This is a genomic window from Bacillus sp. FSL W8-1141 (assembly GCF_038593205.1).
In the GTDB taxonomy this organism is placed as follows: Bacteria; Bacillota; Bacilli; order Bacillales; family Bacillaceae; genus Bacillus; species Bacillus altitudinis.
The window spans coordinates 2,033,565-2,047,970 of record NZ_CP151973.1 but is presented as its reverse complement, the minus strand read 5'-3'; the positions used below and the strand labels follow the sequence as shown (position 1 = coordinate 2,047,970).

The following is a 14,406-nucleotide window of genomic DNA, read 5'->3' as shown; positions in this document are numbered from 1 at the left end:
CCTCCAACATATGGAGGCTTTTTCAAACGTCTTAAGGGCAGCACGTATGAGAAAACGTGATATACTGAAAGTGAAGAGGTGTATCCGATGAAAAGGCAGCAATTTATAGATATGCAGAAAATGGGTTCGACCAGTTTGCCTAATTTGCTGATTGCCCATTATGAGCAATTAGGACTGAATGAATCACAAATGATGGTCATGTTAAAGATTAAAATGAATGAAGAACAAGGCGTCTTTTTTCAAACATTTGAAGAGCTTTCACATGGTATGACCATTTCGGCCGAAGAATGTGCTTATATGGTGCAGTATTTGATTCAAAAAGGGTTTATTTCGATCCAGCCGTTTGAAGACAGGTCTGGTATTCAGCATGACCGTTACTCGGTAGAACCCTTATGGGGTGTGCTGTATGACTTTTTAGAAGCAAAACAGGCGAAAGACCTGCAAAAGAATCATGTGCAGGCTGAAAAATCTTTATATGCGCTATTTGAAGATGAGTTTGGCAGACCACTTTCTCCTCTTGAAGGGGAGACACTCTCGATCTGGATGGACCAAGACCATCATGATGCTGAGATGATTCGTCTTGCTCTAAGAGAAGCTGTTTTATCAGGGAAATTAAATTTTCGCTATATCGATCGAATATTGTTTGAGTGGAAAAAGAAAGGGCTGAAAACAGCTGAAGAAGCGAAAGAGCATAGCCAGCATTTCCGTTCGCAGCAAAAAGCCCCACCTTCAAAAGAAGAAACATCTTCATATAAAAGACAAGTTCCTTTTTATAATTGGCTGGAACAATAACCAATAAAGGAGAAGGCATGTTATCAAAAAAACAAATCAATGAATGTTTAGATATTATAGGAGATATGTTTCCAGAGGCTGAGTGTGAGCTTGTTCATTCCAATCCATTTGAACTAGTGATTGCTGTCGCACTCTCAGCGCAATGTACAGATGTTCTAGTGAACAAAGTGACCAAACATCTATTTCAAAAATATAAAACACCAGAAGACTATTTAAGTGTGCCGCTTGAAGAGTTGCAGCAGGATATTCGTTCGATCGGTCTTTATCGTAATAAGGCAAAAAACATTCAAAAATTAAGCCAAATGCTGATTGAAGATTATGGCGGTGAAGTGCCAAGAGATCGAGATGAGCTAATCAAGCTCCCAGGGGTGGGACGGAAAACAGCAAATGTCGTTGTATCTGTCGCTTTTGGAATTCCCGCCATTGCAGTAGATACACATGTCGAGCGCGTCAGCAAACGACTTGGGATTTGCCGCTGGAAGGATTCTGTTCTTGAGGTAGAGCAAACCTTAATGAAGAAGGTGCCAAAAGAGGATTGGTCCGTGACCCATCATCGTCTCATCTTTTTCGGCAGATATCACTGTAAGGCGCAGCGGCCACAGTGTGAATCTTGTCCACTTCTTGATATGTGCAGAGAAGGGCAGAAGAGGCTGAAAAAAGGGCTGGTGAAGCTGGCATGAGCGGAGCAGCTGTTTTCACCTCATATGTCGAAAAGCTAAAAGAGAAAAAGGTAGAGATAAGCGGCGAAAAAAAGGATATATTAAGAATCAATCCACTCGCATTTGATCTATCTTCAGAACCTTTACTAGATGAGCAACCGTGGCAGAAAACGGAAGAATTTGTTCCTTTGATGTTTGATCTGTGGAATGAATTAAAAGACAACATGCTTCCTCGCTTTCAAACGAGAAAATCTCGGTGTGAAGAGGATGATATGCTGCAAGGCATTGTCAGTATGATTGCAATGTTTTACTGGATCAAAGGAGAGAGGCTTCAAACCGTTGATTGGGAGGAAATTAAACAACAGACGTTTCCAGTAGCCCCCATTAACTGGACAGAACGATTAGAGTTTATTTTGCTTAAACCTACTCAATATCATTGCTTTATTCAATTGGACGAGTTATACACAGAGCTCAAAAAGCAGTATGGAAAATATGAAGCACTCAGAAAGTTAAAACAAAATCGTTAAAAAAGCACTTGCCACATAGGGCAAGTGCTTTTTTGTTATTCGTCTTCTTTGCGAGAAGTAGAATTTGACTGAGTATTTGAGCTTTGAGAATTGGCTTTCTCGTCGTCTTTCTTTTTATCTTTATTGGCATCGCTCTGTGAGTTGCTGTTTCCATTTGTACTGTCTGAGCCATCACCATTTTCGGTATTTCCGCCTTGATCTTTTTTATCATCAGGCTTCTGCTCATCAGTGCCGCCTTGGTTTTGATTATCATCTGTTTGATCTGTTTGCTCATCATCAGGTTGCTGTGGCTCTTCTTCTTCTTTGTTCTCATCATCTGCTTTTTCTTCCTCTTCTTCGTCATCTTTAATGGTGAGGAAGGTAGAAGCAGCTTTACTTGTGACATCGTCTACAGTCGCTGTCACTTGGAATTTATAGGTGGATCCTGGCTTCACATCAGAGATGACGGCTTCTTTAGAAGAGCTGTTTTGAATGTCTTTATAGCCGCCATCATCGACCGCTTGCTTCACATTAAATGTTGCATCTGCATCGTCATCATAACCCCAAGTGAGTGTAATCGATTTTTTCTCTTCATCATACACCGCTTTTAAGTCAGATGGTTTGTCAGCTTCTTTCTTTTCATATGTGTCAGAAACTTTTGTTGGGACAGTTCCTTTGACGAAGTATTCCGTTGTCTTCTTATCACTTGGTGTGTTTGGTCCAGCTAACTTCGCTGGATCTGATCCTTTTTCAACCGTTGCTTCAACGACACTGTCTGGCTTTTCAAATGAGCCGCTTCCATCATCAATTTGAGAAATTAATTTCTGGAAGACAACTTTGGCAACACGTTGTTCATAATCCGTGAGCCACATTTTGCCGTCTGCATCTTTTGAGTTGCCGATTCCGGTCCACACAGCTGCTGTGTATTGCGGCGTGTAACCGACAAACCATGAATCTTTCGCCCCGCCAGAAGGGATGTTGTATTTATTAATATCATCTTGTGTAAAGTTGGTTGTACCTGTTTTACCAGCTACTTGAACATTCGGTACTTGTGCGAGTGTACCTGTTCCAGATTGTACAGCAGTTTTCAGCATATCTGTGATCATAAATGCAGTGTAATCACTCATGGCTGCTTTAGAATCTGGCGTTAAGTCAAGCTTCGTCCCGTCATTAAATTCAACAGACGTTACGGCATGCGGTTCATTATAGTATCCGTTGTTACCGAATGCACTAAATGCACCAGCCATTTTAAGAGATGAGACACCTTCGTCAAATCCGCCGATTGAGTAAGACTCAGGAATGTCAGAAGGTAAGTCCAAACCTAAGTTATTGGCGAATTGAACAGCATTATCTGTACCAGCTTCTTGGAAAGCTTTTAAAGCAGGGATGTTTCGTGATTGTGCCAAAGCACTTCTCATCGACATTTTCCCTAAGTGTCTTCTGTCAAAGTTGTTAATAGGTGTACCGTTAGAGTACGTATAAGGCGCATCATCAATTTGCTGATATGTTGACCATTTTTTGTTTTCAATTACAGGACCGTAATCTAAAATTGGTTTAATTGTAGATCCCGGCTGGCGTTTTGCATCAGTGGCATAGTTAAAGCCGCCGGCTGGCACATCACGACCACCACCAATGGCACGAATTTCACCATTTTTTGTATCCAGCAGGGTGACTCCAGCTTGCATACCTTTCGTAAATCCGGCTGAATCCCCATTGATGATGTCATCCAGATGATCCTGAGCTTTTCGATCAAGAGAAGTATAGATTTTTAATCCATCTGTTGATACATCTACTTTGGCTTTTTTCTGTACTTCTTCCATGACTTCTTCAATATAAGCAGAGTACTTACTTGAGTTTTGACTCTTATATTTATCAGCTGAAACAACTGTTTTGCTGACAGGTGTTGCTTTTGCTTCCTCATACTCTTTCTCTGAAATATAGCCTTGTTTTTTCATTAGGCCTAAAACGATATTACGGCGTTTTTCCGCTGCCTCTGGATGTTTCACTGGGTTATAGGCAGATGGACTTTGCGGCATACCTGCAAGTGTGGCAGCCTGTGCAACAGTTAGTTTATTTAAATCTGTCACTCCGAAAAATTGTTCAGCCGCTTTCCCAACACCATAAGCATAAGGAGAGAAGAAAATACGGTTTAAATACATTTCTAAAATTTCATCTTTAGAGTATTTTTGCTCAAGCTGAATCGAGAGCCATACTTCCTGTACTTTACGTTTTAACGTCTTTTGATTGTTAAGCAGGGAGTTCTTCACAACCTGCTGTGTAATCGTACTTCCACCTTCTGCTCCAAAACCGTCCTCGACGTTTGCGACAAGAGCACCGCCAATACGGATAGGATCAATCCCGTGGTGTTTATAAAAACGTGCATCTTCAGTTGCAATAAACGCGTCTTTTACCACGTCGGGTATATCTTTAATCGAGACATACGTTCTTTTTTCCGCCCCGACTTCTGCAAAGACTTTTTTGTCTTTATCGTAAAGTTTTGAAGAATACGGCGTTTTTAGCTTGCTATCATCAATAGAAGGAGCGCTTGATGCAAAAACGGCAAAAGTTGTGATTCCGGCTACTAAACAAAGAAGACCGATCACGAGTAAAGATAAAAATATTTTTTTAAATAGACCTGCTTTCTTTTTGCCTTTTTTGTTCTTTTGCTTCTTATTGTTTTCTTGACTTGCTTTACGTCGCTGTTCACGACTTGTAAATTGATCAGACATCACATCTCAACCTTTCGTGTTAAACCTTTTTCGAACGTAAATGTTGCTTGCTGTCATCCGAAAAATGAAGTGTCTCCACTACTTTAATATAATCAATTCTTGGCGAATATCCAAGTGTCATGAGGTGACCTGCTTCCATTAATTCATCTTTGCTAATGGATTTACGGCCGTTTTGCTGCTGCCGCTCCCAAAAGAAGAAGAGGTCAGTAGCGGACAAATAATAAACGGAACCAAATGCGGATATAATAACAAAACAAATACCGCCTTGCTTTTCAACCTGTTTCATATGCTCAATTTGATGGTCGTGGAAATTTTTGAGCGGAAACGAGGTGGTGCTTTTGGTTTCCTTTGCTTCAAAATCGATATAGCGTCCTTTGTATACCCCGTTGTAGTCTGTTGTGGAGGATTGTTTAAAATAGGCTTCTTTAATGACAGCAGCGCTTCTTTTTGGATAATCCACATTGACAATTTGAACAGGGGTAGGCTTTTTATGAATGACTGCGATCCCGTTGACCAAATAGTACTGGTTCGTTTCATTTAAGTCAGCTTCAAGCGTCATCCCGCGGTTACTATAAGATGATTCGCCGCTGATTCTTTTTTTTGTCCCAATTTGTTGAATGGGCTGATACGATTTTCCGTTAGGATACCGAATCATCAAGTTTCAGCCTCCTTTTAATGCATTTTGTATTGGAGAGATCACCATGTTGTCACAACAAGAGCACATGATTACCCAGCATATTTTACATGAAACGAAAGCGAAAAATAAGGACAATCTGACAAGGACAAATGCGTACAAGCGCTTTTATGACCGTCATCCAGAGATGAAATGGTCTCTGCTTGCTTCTTTTGTCTCCAGAAATGCTGGATGGTCGATGACAGATTTAAAAGGCGAGCTCTTTCATCCGGGTTTAACGGATCAGCAAGGGCATCTGTTCTTTACAGCATATGAAAGAGCGAATTGGCTGATCTTTTCAGATGCTTACCCGCAGCTTCTCTTGTATGAATGGTCAAAAAGGTGCCGTAAACCTTTATTTCATCTGCTGCCCCATTTCGGTGTGTCTCGTTTTATGAGCGCTGAGTGGGAACGATTTTGGCAAACGCGTGACACAGAGCGACTGCTGCATGCACTCATCATAAATGAACAATATACTATACAATCTCCTATTATACAAAATCCTCTCCTGAAAAAGAATGTTTTTCACTCGATTCAATATCTTTTCAGCGAGTGGGCACATTTTCAAACCGTCGTTTTTCCGACAGTAGACGGGCATTTGTATGGGTTAACCATACGAAAGTTTTCCCAAGTAAAAGAGCGCATTACGTTAGGGAAAAAGCTAGCAAAACTATTGTTTCGAGCCGATTTGTTTTCGGATTTTTATCACTTTTTGCATACCGTGCCGCATACGGGATCTCGATTTGATTTTGAACCGTTTTTAGGGATTGCGCGAAGGTCAAGCCCTTTCCTCAGAACGGTGTATCCAGTCATGACACATTCATTAGACGATCAAAGGGAAGATTGGTTTCAAAAGAAATTGAGTCCATCCTTGTTTGAAGTAGAGCGCTTACCAAAACAAATTGAGTTGACCGACTGGTATTTTCATAAAAAAAGGCAGCTTCGTTTTCTTTTCTCATTAGAACACTATTTTTTGCATAAATAAAAAGCAGGGGGTACCTGCTTTTTTTACGTGGATGGACGGTTAGGGCCGCCGAGCTTTTTATCAAGCTGATCTGTACTATTTTCTTTCCCTTTTGTTTTTTGCTCTTTTGGTGCTTGCTGCTTTTTCATGACATCTACCTCCTTTGTCCTTAGAATTTACACAATCGGACGCGATCATACAAAGAAGGACAAGCACGTGTCGAAATGGAAGAAATTGCGCTTATCTTCACTTAGATTGGCGATTTAGTTCTAGTTTTGTCATGTATGAAGGAGGGGGCAAAAGAAAAGAGAATGTAACGAGAGATGATAAAGGAGGAATCTGATGATGAGCGAATTTGTATCAAAAGAATCCATTATGCAGTTGTTAGAGGAAATTGAGCGAAAGATTGATGCGGTGGAAGAAGAACTGTCTTTAGCTGTCAAAAAAACAAAAAACGCTGCCGTAGAGGAGCAAGAACAAATCATTGACCGTCTTGAATCTGAAGTGAAGGAATGTGAATTGAAAATTCATGCAGCAGAGTATAAGCTGCAGGCAAGACCCGCATATCACGCCGGATAGCTTTTCTATTTGAGCAATAAGTAAACGTTTGATAGGATGGTTCATAGAGGTGAACACTTTGGATAATCAAACATTACTTAAACATACACAAGAGTTGATCACGTGGATCGAAGAAGCATACGAGCAGTACCTAAAGGGAAAGGCAGAAGAGGAATACCCAGTTTATGATTTTTACAACGATATTCAACCGGCCGTTGTCAAATTTGATCAGCAAATGGAAGAGTGGCTTACTGCTGCTACCTCATTTATTCATCAGGCCAAACCTAGATACTTACATCAAGAACAGCTTGAAGCCGTCCAAGAAAATGGAAAAGAGGTTGTGCTGCAATCTTATTTTGGCAAACAGCATGCATCTCGTGTGAAAAATTTAGTTGAGTCAGTGATTTATACACTGAATCTTTTAATAGAAGAAATCAACAAACGCAGCTGATGAAACAGCCTGCGTTTTTCTTATGGCTGCTGTAGGCACATCTTCTGCTTCCTGAACATAATATATCATTGACTTCAATATGTTTTCAGAGCGAGAGGAGCGAGATACATGTTCCCTTATTCAAACCAGCCATCTTATGAAATGAATCAATTTCAGCAACGGCCTTTTCCGTATCCAGATATGCAGCAGCCTCCGCAGCCTCCAGAATATTTCATGCCCCCATATCAAGGTGAAATGAACCAGCCGCCGTCTGCAGGTTATCAGCCGCCTTTTGGATATCAGGAAAACTTCCAGCCTTATCAGCCGCAGCCTGAAGCAATGAATCAGCCGCAAATGCAGCCGCCGGGCATGATGCCTATGCAGCAGCCTATGAATCCTTATCCTTTGCCAAGGCCGCAAAAACAGCAATCATCTCAATTTAAAAGTGTGCTGTCACAATTTAAAAAAACGAATGGGCAATACGATTTTAATAAAATGTTTGATACTGCTGGACAAATGATGAGTACAATGAATCAAGTGGGCTCATTGGCGAAAGGATTTACTAGTATTTTTAAAGCATAGCAAAACCCAATAGATATACATCTATTGGGTTGTTTGTTTTGGCGCAGTCACACGAAGTGATTGATCTTTCCAAACGCTCTTCATATTGGTTTCATCTATTTTTGCAGGCATTAAAATGGTTTTGGTAAAGCTCGAATAGGAGGAAGTCGTGTCTGTTTTGATTTTTTCCTGTACCGATAAGTGTAAATATTGCGCTTTCACTTCTAGTGCGATATCACCTTCGACAAAATGGTCTGGAAATCGAATCTCAATATATACATATTGATCATCTTCTGTCACATCGGTTGTAATGGATGCAAGTGAATGGCTCGTGGTCATCAGCGCCTCTGCACTATTTAAAATGTCGTGAAACGGCGATGATGCAAAAAATTGTTCAATCGCTTCATATAGAATGTCTTCATTTGCTAACAACTCGTGTTTCTTTTCACTTTCATGTTTCATTTGAATCACCTCTCATCTACAGCCTATGCAAAAGGGGCTCAGGCGGTTATCAATTGATGAGAGGAAAAAATTATGATTAAATAGTGTTGAATGAAGCAAGGTGTATGGGCGGGAAGGTTTATACGCTGAATAGATCTAGAAGCAAAGCTTGAAGGGAGCAAATGAACATTGCTGAAAAAATTATTCGGTTTCGGAAAAAACCAAGATGATGTAAAGGAAGAAGTCATTTATTCTCCAGTTGATGGTGAGTTAATGGATATGACCGATGTACCAGATCCCGTTTTTTCTCAAAAGATGATGGGAGACGGCGTAGCTGTAAAACCAAAAAACGGAACCATTGTGTCGCCAGTAGATGGTGAAATTATTCAACTCTTCCATACAAAACATGCAATTGGGATTCGAACACTCTCGGGGCTTGAGCTTCTGATTCATATCGGACTTGAAACGGTTGGATTAAATGGTGAAGGCTTTGAAGCACACATAAAAGAAGGGGATAAAGTGAAAGCAGGTGATCCTCTCATTACATGTGATTTAGCGCTGATTGAAGAAAAAGCGGCAAGCACAGTGACACCAATTGTCATCATGAATGGTGATTTAGTAGAACATCTTGACAAAGAACCTAAGGGCTCTGTAGAAAAGCAGACGTCCAAGCTTTTTACAGTGAAAATGAAATAATCCAAAAAAACTACCCTGAGTTGATAGGGTAGTTTTTTTATTGAGGACATTAATCCTCCATTGGAACCCAGCCTTTACTTGCTTCCATGACAGTCCATAAACCCTCTGGAATCATGTACTTGTCTTTTTGACTGCGTTTAATGACGGTTTCAATCTCGTTTTCTCTGCCTTCTTTAATCTTTACTGCCCAATCGGGATCAACAATGACTTCTCTTGCAACAGCGATGAGTGGAATCCCTTGATTGTATGCATTCAGTGCATCCTCAGCTGTAATGACGCTACCGACGCCGATGAGTGGAAGCGTGTCACCACAGCGCTCTTTTAATAACTCCATCCGCGTCTTACTTGTATCAGCACCACGTCTTGCCTTAGCGTCAATCTCCATTAAAGAAATATGCAAGTAATCAAGGTTTTTCGTCTTAAGTACGTCCACTAAAGTAAATGTTTCTGTCATGGTTAAACCAGGTGTTTCTGGTTCTTCAGGTGATAATCGATACCCAAAGATAAATGGTTTTGTTACATGCTCTTTGATTGCTTCTTTCACCGCATCTACAACTGCAATTGGAAATGCGAGACGTTTTTCTTCGCTTCCGCCCCATTGATCTGTACGCTGATTACTATGTGGGGAGTAGAATTGCTGTAATAAATATCCGTTCGCTCCATGGATTTCGATCCCATCAAATCCTGCTTGGATTGCGCGCCTTGCTGCTTCTTTAAATGAGTCGATGATGTGAGGTATTTCTTCTTCTGTCAAAGCTCTCGCAATTTGTTTTCCATCTTTAAATACATCACTTGGTGCAACGACATCACCGTTTGGGACTAAATGAGGGAGAGCCTGAGAGCCGCCATGATGAATTTGCATAATGGCTTTTGTTCCTTTCGCTTGAATCGCAGAAGCAAGCTTTTGAAGGCCAGGTATATCTTCATCCCTTGCAATAGAAGGCTGTCCTTCAAACGCCTTACCATCTGGCGTCACGTTTGCACATGCGGTGATGACCATGCCCATTTCGCTTGATCTAGCGGTAATAAAATCAATTTCTTCCTTTGAGATCGTGCCATCCTCATGAGAACCGAAGTGTGTCATTGGTGCAACGACTAAACGGCCATCAATAGAGGCACCCCCTGGGAATGTAAAAGGTTCAAATAAAGGCTTAAATTCGTTTTTCAATCTGATCATCTTCTTCCTTGATAAAATCATTTCACTATAGAAGTGTAATAGATATTGTTACAACACATCAAAATATTTGCTCACAAGCGGTGCATCAAAAAATTGCCGCCTAGTCATGCAAACAAATATTCGGTACACTAGAATGAGAGGTGGATACCAGATGAAGAAGAAAACAATGAACGAACTCATAGAAGATTTAAAAAAAGATGAACAGATCGAGCATTGGCATGAAATTGAAGCGAAGCCTGCACTGACTTCTCCAATTCCTGAAAGAGTAAATGACAGGCTCAAAGTGGCGCTTGAAAAAAGAGGTGTGAGCGAACTGTACATTCATCAAAAGGAAGCCTTTGAACGTGTGATGGATGGTGAGAATGTGGTGACTGTGACACCTACAGCTTCAGGTAAAACGCTTTGCTACAATCTGCCAGTTCTTCAGTCGATCGCAGAAGATCAGACAAGCCGCTCCCTCTATTTATTTCCAACAAAAGCACTTGCGCAAGATCAAAAAAGTGAATTAAACGAAATCATTCATGAGATGGATGTTCCAATTCACAGTGAAACCTATGACGGGGACACCTCCCCAGCGATTCGCCAGCGCGTCAGACAGGCAGGACATATTGTCATCACAAATCCAGATATGCTGCACTCAGCGATTTTGCCTCATCATACGAAATGGGTCAGTTTATTTGAGAACTTAAAGTATATTGTCATTGATGAACTTCATACATACCGAGGCGTGTTTGGCAGTCATGTCGCCAATGTCATTCGAAGACTAAAGCGAATTTGTGCATTTTACGGAAGTGACCCGACCTTTATTTGTACATCAGCGACCATTGCGAATCCGAAAGAGCTTGCAGAGCAGCTGACCGGAAGCAAGGTGCATCTCATTGAACGAAACGGAGCACCTAGCGGTAAAAAGAATTTTGTCTTTTACAACCCGCCAGTCGTCAATAAGCCTTTAAATATTAGACAAAGTGCGGCCACTGTTGTGAATCAGCTCGCTAAAACATTTTTAAAAGAAAAAATTCAAACGATTGTTTTTGCAAGAAGTAGGGTAAGAGTTGAAGTTATCCTAAGTCATATTCAAGAACTAGTGAAAAAAGAAATTGGTCCTAAATCGATCCGTGGTTATCGCGGGGGCTATTTGCCGAAAGAGCGGCGCATGATTGAAAAAGGCTTAAGGGAAGGAGACATTCTCGGTGTTGTCAGCACAAACGCACTAGAATTAGGAGTAGATATTGGACAGCTAAAAGTCTGTATCATGACCGGATATCCTGGCAGTGTAGCGAGTACGTGGCAGCAGGCAGGACGAGCTGGAAGGCGTCATGAGGAAGCACTCATTATCATGGTCGCAAGCTCATCGCCACTTGACCAATATATTGTCAGACACCCTGAATACTTCTTTAACAGACCACCTGAATCGGCAAGAATCAATCCTGAGAACCTTATCATCCTAGTCGATCATCTAAAATGTGCGTCCTACGAGCTACCGTTTCGAGAAGATGAACAGTTTGGCGGTATGGAAGTAGAAGAAATCTTGCAATACTTACATGAAGAAGGGGTTCTTCATTTCAGCGGGAACCGTTATTATTGGTCAGATCAATCGTTCCCGGCTCATGGCATCAGTCTGAGATCTGCAAGTCAGGAAAATGTCGTCATTGTCGATCAATCCGATGTAGCGAACGTTCGAATTATTGGGGAGATGGATCGATTCAGTGCGATGACTTTACTTCATGATGAAGCGATTTATTTACATGAAGGGGTTCAGTATCAAGTGGAAAAGCTAGATTATGAGCATCTTAAGGCTTATGTGAAACAAGTCGATGTAGAATATTATACAGATGCGAATTTAGCAGTTCAGCTCAAGGTGCTTGAAATTGATCAAACAACAGAAAAAGAGGCGGTATCTGTTCACTACGGTGATGTGACCGTCAATGCAATGCCGACTATTTTCAAAAAAATTCGATTATCAACCGGGGAAAATATCGGTTCCGGCCCGATTCACTTACCTGAAGAAGAGATTCATACGAGTGCTGCTTGGTTTGAATTACATGAAGCAGAGCGGACATTTGAAGAAAAAACACTTGAACAGCTCTTGCTCGGTATTGCCAATGTTCTTCAGCATATTGTTCCGGCGTTTGTCATGTGTGACCGTTCAGACATTCATGTCATTTCTCAAATAAAGGCAGCCCATACCGGGAAACCGACCGTATTTTTATATGATCATTACCCAGGTGGAATCGGTTTAAGTAAAGAGGTCCATGCTCGCTTTGATGAAATTGCTCGTGCAGCCACTCAGCTGATTGAGCGATGCAGCTGCGAAAACGGCTGTCCATCTTGTATTGGCATGGAAATGAAAGAGATCGATGGAAAAAGCAGTATCATTCAATTGATGGCAGGATTTTAAGGGAAGGGGGAATAGACTTACTTATGTCATTAAAAGGAAAATTAAACAGAATGAAAAAACACCTGTCGCACAATCAGTCAGATGAAAAGCGTGGGGCAGTAAAAGAGGGAAAAACGCACACTGTGACGGCTGAAACCATACCATTTCTAAAAGAGTGGGGGGAATTAAGTGCAACTCCTTACTACTTTGAAGACTCTTTCTGCCTCATTCGGGAAGTGACCTATCCACTTGACCATCAGCATGGGCGATATTCATTTGCAGAACTGCCGGAGATGGTGAGTGCATGGAACAAAAGTGAGATTCAGCATTCTCTTTCTGCAAAAGGCTACAAGCCTCACGAGCTATTTTTCTTCGATACAGAAACAACAGGACTATCTGGCGGAACGGGAAATATGATTTTTCTACTTGGGCATGCGAGAGTTTATTCAGATAAAGTGGTGGTAAAACAACATCTGCTCACGAATCCAGGAAATGAAGCGGCACTTTACAAAAGCTTTCTTGGTGAGGTGGATGTCGAATCACTCGTGACATATAATGGAAAATCATTTGACTGGCCTCAAGTCAAAACGAGGCATACATTATTACGCGATCAAATACCTGCTTTACCTGAATTTGGTCATTTTGACCTTCTGCATGGGTCAAGGAGATTGTGGAAACATAAATATGAGCGTATGGCTCTTTCGGTTGTAGAAAAAGAGGAACTGCACGTCAATCGAGAGGGAGATACACCGGGGTTCCTCGCACCAATGATCTATTTTCACTTTTTAAAGGAACAGAACCCGAAACTGATTGAAGGAATTTTGACTCACAATGAACTTGATGTCTTATCGTTAATCAGTCTCTACATTCATTTGTCTAAAAAAATCTTATCCAAAGATGCGGTGAAGGAAGACGATGAGAAATATGCATTAGCTAAGTGGCATCTTGCTCACCGTGATGTGCAGGAAGCAACAAAGCACCTGCAAGAATTAACGGGAGCAGCGTTTGAGCATGCGGATCAAGCAGCTTATGATCTATCGTTACAGTACAAGCGATTAAAACAATGGGATGAAGCGGCATGCATATGGAGACGTCTATTTGAATCAAGTGATGTTCATTTAGGATTAAAAGCGGGTGTAGAGCTTGCAAAGTATGAAGAACACCGTCAAAAAGATCCAAAAGCAGCCCTTTCCATTACCCAAACATTGTTATCACGATCGTCTTTAAGTGAACGAGACATTGTGGAACTTGACAAGCGAGAAAAGCGGCTCTTAAGAAAAGCTGGGCAATGAAATTATTGCCTGGGAAAGCGCAAAAAATGACAACGTTCGGCTCTCGGCCGAAAATAAAAATTGTTTAGCACTTTTATTGTAGAAAAGTCACGAATCCTGTAAAATAACGTTAGATATTGAATGAGGAGCGTAGAGCATGTATAAGGGTCTTTTCTACTTGTTTTTTCTTGTTGTCATATTGGTCGCGTTTGTGTTTTCAAACTATAAAGATGTTTTTCTTGCAAACTTTTAAAATAGGTTAATGCATTAGTACATGTACACCTCTTGATTCATACATTGTTAATGTAAGAAAATCAAGGAGAGGGGAATGCTACATGTACCATCATCATCATTGCAATCCAAATGTTACACAGCCAATTGTACATCCAACGAATCACTGCTGTACGCACAGTGAGTCAACTACAATTGTGCCGCACATCCACCCGCAGCATGTAACAAATGTTCATCACCAAAATTTCCAACATGTTCACTACTTCCCGCATACGTTTTCTCAGGTGGACCCGGCAACACATCAACACTTTAACTGCGGTGGACCTTGCTGTAACAGATAA

16 protein-coding genes are annotated in these 14,406 nt (G+C 41.1%); 11 read left to right on the top strand and 5 right to left on the bottom strand.

What is annotated here, in order from left to right:
* Positions 1-87: 87 nt before the first annotated feature.
* From NSQ52_RS10325 to NSQ52_RS10315, 3 genes are read left to right on the top strand one after another with little or no spacing between them, the layout of a single operon-like run.
* Complete coding sequence (locus NSQ52_RS10325; protein ID WP_007500879.1) at positions 88-792, top strand: DnaD domain-containing protein; 705 nt, start codon at positions 88-90, stop codon at positions 790-792.
* 17 nt (positions 793-809) lie between these two features.
* On the top strand, positions 810-1,472 hold the full coding sequence (nth, locus tag NSQ52_RS10320) for an endonuclease III (protein WP_008344602.1): 663 nt from the start codon (positions 810-812) through the stop codon (positions 1,470-1,472).
* Entirely contained in the window at positions 1,469-1,978 is a 510-nt protein-coding gene (locus NSQ52_RS10315) for a YpoC family protein (RefSeq protein WP_024718527.1), read from the top strand. The genes nth and NSQ52_RS10315 overlap by 4 nt, the downstream gene beginning before the upstream one ends.
* Positions 1,979-2,013: 35 nt before the next feature.
* On the opposite strand, the gene NSQ52_RS10310 is transcribed toward NSQ52_RS10315, so the two are convergent.
* Together NSQ52_RS10310 and recU are read right to left on the bottom strand one after the other, a co-directional pair.
* Complete coding sequence (locus tag NSQ52_RS10310; RefSeq protein ID WP_035702944.1) at positions 2,014-4,686, bottom strand: PBP1A family penicillin-binding protein; 2,673 nt, start codon at positions 4,684-4,686, stop codon at positions 2,014-2,016.
* A gap of 19 nt (positions 4,687-4,705) precedes the next feature.
* Positions 4,706-5,341: a Holliday junction resolvase RecU gene (recU, locus tag NSQ52_RS10305; RefSeq protein ID WP_017359733.1), complete on the bottom strand. Its 636-nt coding sequence runs from the start codon at positions 5,339-5,341 to the stop codon at positions 4,706-4,708.
* A 46-nt stretch (positions 5,342-5,387) separates the two neighbouring features.
* Here recU and NSQ52_RS10300 point away from each other — a divergent pair, with 46 nt between their 5' ends.
* Positions 5,388-6,344 (top strand): DUF2515 domain-containing protein, encoded by a 957-nt coding sequence (locus NSQ52_RS10300; protein ID WP_041507037.1) that lies wholly within the window; start codon positions 5,388-5,390, stop codon positions 6,342-6,344.
* Positions 6,345-6,367: 23 nt separating this feature from the next.
* Here NSQ52_RS10300 and sspM read toward each other — a convergent pair whose 3' ends face one another.
* The gene (gene sspM / locus NSQ52_RS10295; protein WP_017359731.1) at positions 6,368-6,472 is read right to left on the bottom strand and encodes an acid-soluble spore protein SspM; all 105 of its coding nucleotides are present in this window, start codon (positions 6,470-6,472) and stop codon (positions 6,368-6,370) included.
* A gap of 196 nt (positions 6,473-6,668) precedes the next feature.
* Between sspM and NSQ52_RS10290 the strand changes: the two genes are divergently transcribed.
* The 3 genes from NSQ52_RS10290 to NSQ52_RS10280 all read left to right on the top strand — a co-directional run bounded on the left by NSQ52_RS10290 (position 6,669) and on the right by NSQ52_RS10280 (position 7,893).
* Positions 6,669-6,902 carry a DUF5446 family protein gene (locus NSQ52_RS10290; RefSeq protein ID WP_224558417.1) on the top strand — a complete coding sequence of 78 codons (234 nt, stop codon included), beginning with the start codon at positions 6,669-6,671 and terminating at the stop codon, positions 6,900-6,902.
* 49 nt (positions 6,903-6,951) lie between these two features.
* Entirely contained in the window at positions 6,952-7,332 is a 381-nt protein-coding gene (locus NSQ52_RS10285; protein WP_301231523.1) for a YppE family protein, read from the top strand.
* 108 nt (positions 7,333-7,440) lie between these two features.
* A complete protein-coding gene (locus NSQ52_RS10280) occupies positions 7,441-7,893 on the top strand; it encodes a YppG family protein (RefSeq protein ID WP_017359729.1) in 453 nt (150 codons plus the stop codon).
* 21 nt (positions 7,894-7,914) lie between these two features.
* Here the strand turns inward: NSQ52_RS10280 and NSQ52_RS10275 are convergent, their stop codons facing one another.
* Positions 7,915-8,334, bottom strand: a complete 420-nt coding sequence (locus NSQ52_RS10275) for an Hsp20/alpha crystallin family protein (protein WP_007500867.1) — start codon at positions 8,332-8,334, stop codon at positions 7,915-7,917.
* Positions 8,335-8,502: 168 nt separating this feature from the next.
* Between NSQ52_RS10275 and NSQ52_RS10270 the strand changes: the two genes are divergently transcribed.
* A complete protein-coding gene (locus NSQ52_RS10270; RefSeq protein ID WP_008344623.1) occupies positions 8,503-9,009 on the top strand; it encodes a PTS glucose transporter subunit IIA in 507 nt (168 codons plus the stop codon).
* A 49-nt stretch (positions 9,010-9,058) separates the two neighbouring features.
* Here NSQ52_RS10270 and NSQ52_RS10265 read toward each other — a convergent pair whose 3' ends face one another.
* Positions 9,059-10,177 carry an NADH-dependent flavin oxidoreductase gene (locus tag NSQ52_RS10265; RefSeq protein WP_024718533.1) on the bottom strand — a complete coding sequence of 373 codons (1,119 nt, stop codon included), beginning with the start codon at positions 10,175-10,177 and terminating at the stop codon, positions 9,059-9,061.
* Positions 10,178-10,337: 160 nt separating this feature from the next.
* Here NSQ52_RS10265 and NSQ52_RS10260 point away from each other — a divergent pair, with 160 nt between their 5' ends.
* The 3 genes from NSQ52_RS10260 (at position 10,338) to cotD (ending at position 14,406) form a co-directional block, all read left to right on the top strand.
* Positions 10,338-12,584, top strand: a complete 2,247-nt coding sequence (locus NSQ52_RS10260; RefSeq protein WP_342473302.1) for a DEAD/DEAH box helicase — start codon at positions 10,338-10,340, stop codon at positions 12,582-12,584.
* A 23-nt stretch (positions 12,585-12,607) separates the two neighbouring features.
* Positions 12,608-13,855 carry a ribonuclease H-like domain-containing protein gene (locus NSQ52_RS10255; protein ID WP_342473301.1) on the top strand — a complete coding sequence of 416 codons (1,248 nt, stop codon included), beginning with the start codon at positions 12,608-12,610 and terminating at the stop codon, positions 13,853-13,855.
* A gap of 314 nt (positions 13,856-14,169) precedes the next feature.
* Positions 14,170-14,406, top strand: coding sequence for a spore coat protein CotD (gene cotD, locus NSQ52_RS10250; RefSeq protein WP_072368252.1), 237 nt, complete (start codon positions 14,170-14,172; stop codon positions 14,404-14,406).